Annotated in this window: 1 protein-coding gene; it reads left to right on the plus strand. The window is 50.6% G+C overall.

What is annotated here, in order from left to right; translation table 11 throughout:
* Positions 1-1,274 (plus strand): DNA primase family protein (locus tag F7Q90_RS25590; protein WP_249042844.1); only part of this gene is annotated, 1,274 nt, incomplete at its 5' end.
* Positions 1,275-1,587: the final 313 nt, after the last annotated feature.

The following is a 1,587-nucleotide window of genomic DNA, read 5'->3' on the forward strand; positions in this document are numbered from 1 at the left end:
GAATATGCATTCACCCGGAGAGTGAGGCGTTTTATATCTATCAGAACGGCGTATGGGAGATTATTTCAACGCTGCAGCTTAGCCGTGAAATGGCGGTGATCTACAACGAGCACCAGACCAACTTTGGTAAAAGGACGATTAACAACGCCGTGGAGGCGCTTAAAGTAGTAGCGCCGATCATGGGCGAACCCCGCCGCAACCTCATTCCCTTTGCTAACGGGGTTTATGATATGGCGTCCGGCGCGTTTACGGCGCATTCAGCCGATAACTGGCTGATGAACCATAACGGCATTGAGTATACCGCCGCCACGCCGGGCGAAAACCTGCATGATAATGCGCCAAACTTTCACAAGTGGCTGAGCCATGTCGCCGAGAATGACGCACTTAAAATGCGCCGCATTGCCGCTGCCCTGTTTATGGTGCTGGCGAACCGCTACGACTGGCAGTTGTTCCTTGAGATTACCGGTTCAGGCGGCAGCGGGAAAAGTGTCTTCACTCAGATAGCGACCCTGCTGGCCGGACAGCACAACACCGCCAGCGGCAACATGGCCGCGCTGGATACCGCACAGGGCCGCGCTCAGTTCGTGGGTAAGAGCATGATTACCCTTCCTGACCAGCCCAAATACACAGGCGAGGGAACGGGCATCAAGGCGATTACGGGCGGCGATGCGGTAGAGATCAACCCCAAATACATTCACCAGTACACGGCCGTTCTGCGTGCTGTTGTCGTGGCTACCAATAACACCCCCATGATTTTCACCGAGCGTGCTGGTGGAGTTGCCCGCCGCCGTGTGATTTTCCAGTTCAACAATCGTGTGAAGGAAGAAGACAAAGACCCGCACCTGTCCGAGAAAATTGCACACGAAATTCCGGTGATCGTTCGTCGCCTGCTGGCTAACTTCGCAGACCCTGAAAAGGCCCGTGAGCTGCTTATTGAACAGCGCGACAGCATGGAGGCACTGGAGATTAAGCGAGCCTCGAACCCGGTGATCGATATGTGCGCAGCGCTGGCGTTCATCAGTGAGCCGCGTGGGCTGGAAATGGGCGGTGGTAAACGGAGCGATGGTATTCGCCAGCCAAGGAGATATCTGTATCACCTCTACCTGGACTTTATGGAATACCAGGGACTGAGTAAGCCGCTGAGCGTTACTGAGTTTGGCAAGGCCATCAAGGAAGCGGCGAAGGAGTACAAATCAGAATACCTGACCCGCACCATAAAAGGGCGGCGTCAGACCAACGTTCAGATTACCGATAAGGCTGACGAGTTTTTATAAAAATCAGTGGGGTTATCTACCTTATCTACCTTTTGAAATAAAATATATATAAATCATTAGGTTAGTTGGGTAGATAACCAATTTTTTATTATCTACCTGTTATCTACCTTATCTACCCAAGTTCAGGAAAGAGTTGTGAGGATGTTTGGAGGCTTTTCCCTGGCTGGCTTATCCAATCCGTCTCTCTGTACCGTCTGACAATTAGCGCCGAAAAGCACAGAAACCACTGTATATTTATCGAGTATTTATGTTGCATAAATTGCAATAAATATTATAATTATCCCAATATATGCAATGAGAGAAAACCAATGGC

Origin of the sequence: Pantoea stewartii subsp. stewartii, from assembly GCF_008801695.1 — a bacterium.
GTDB lineage: Bacteria > Pseudomonadota > Gammaproteobacteria > Enterobacterales > Enterobacteriaceae > Pantoea > Pantoea stewartii.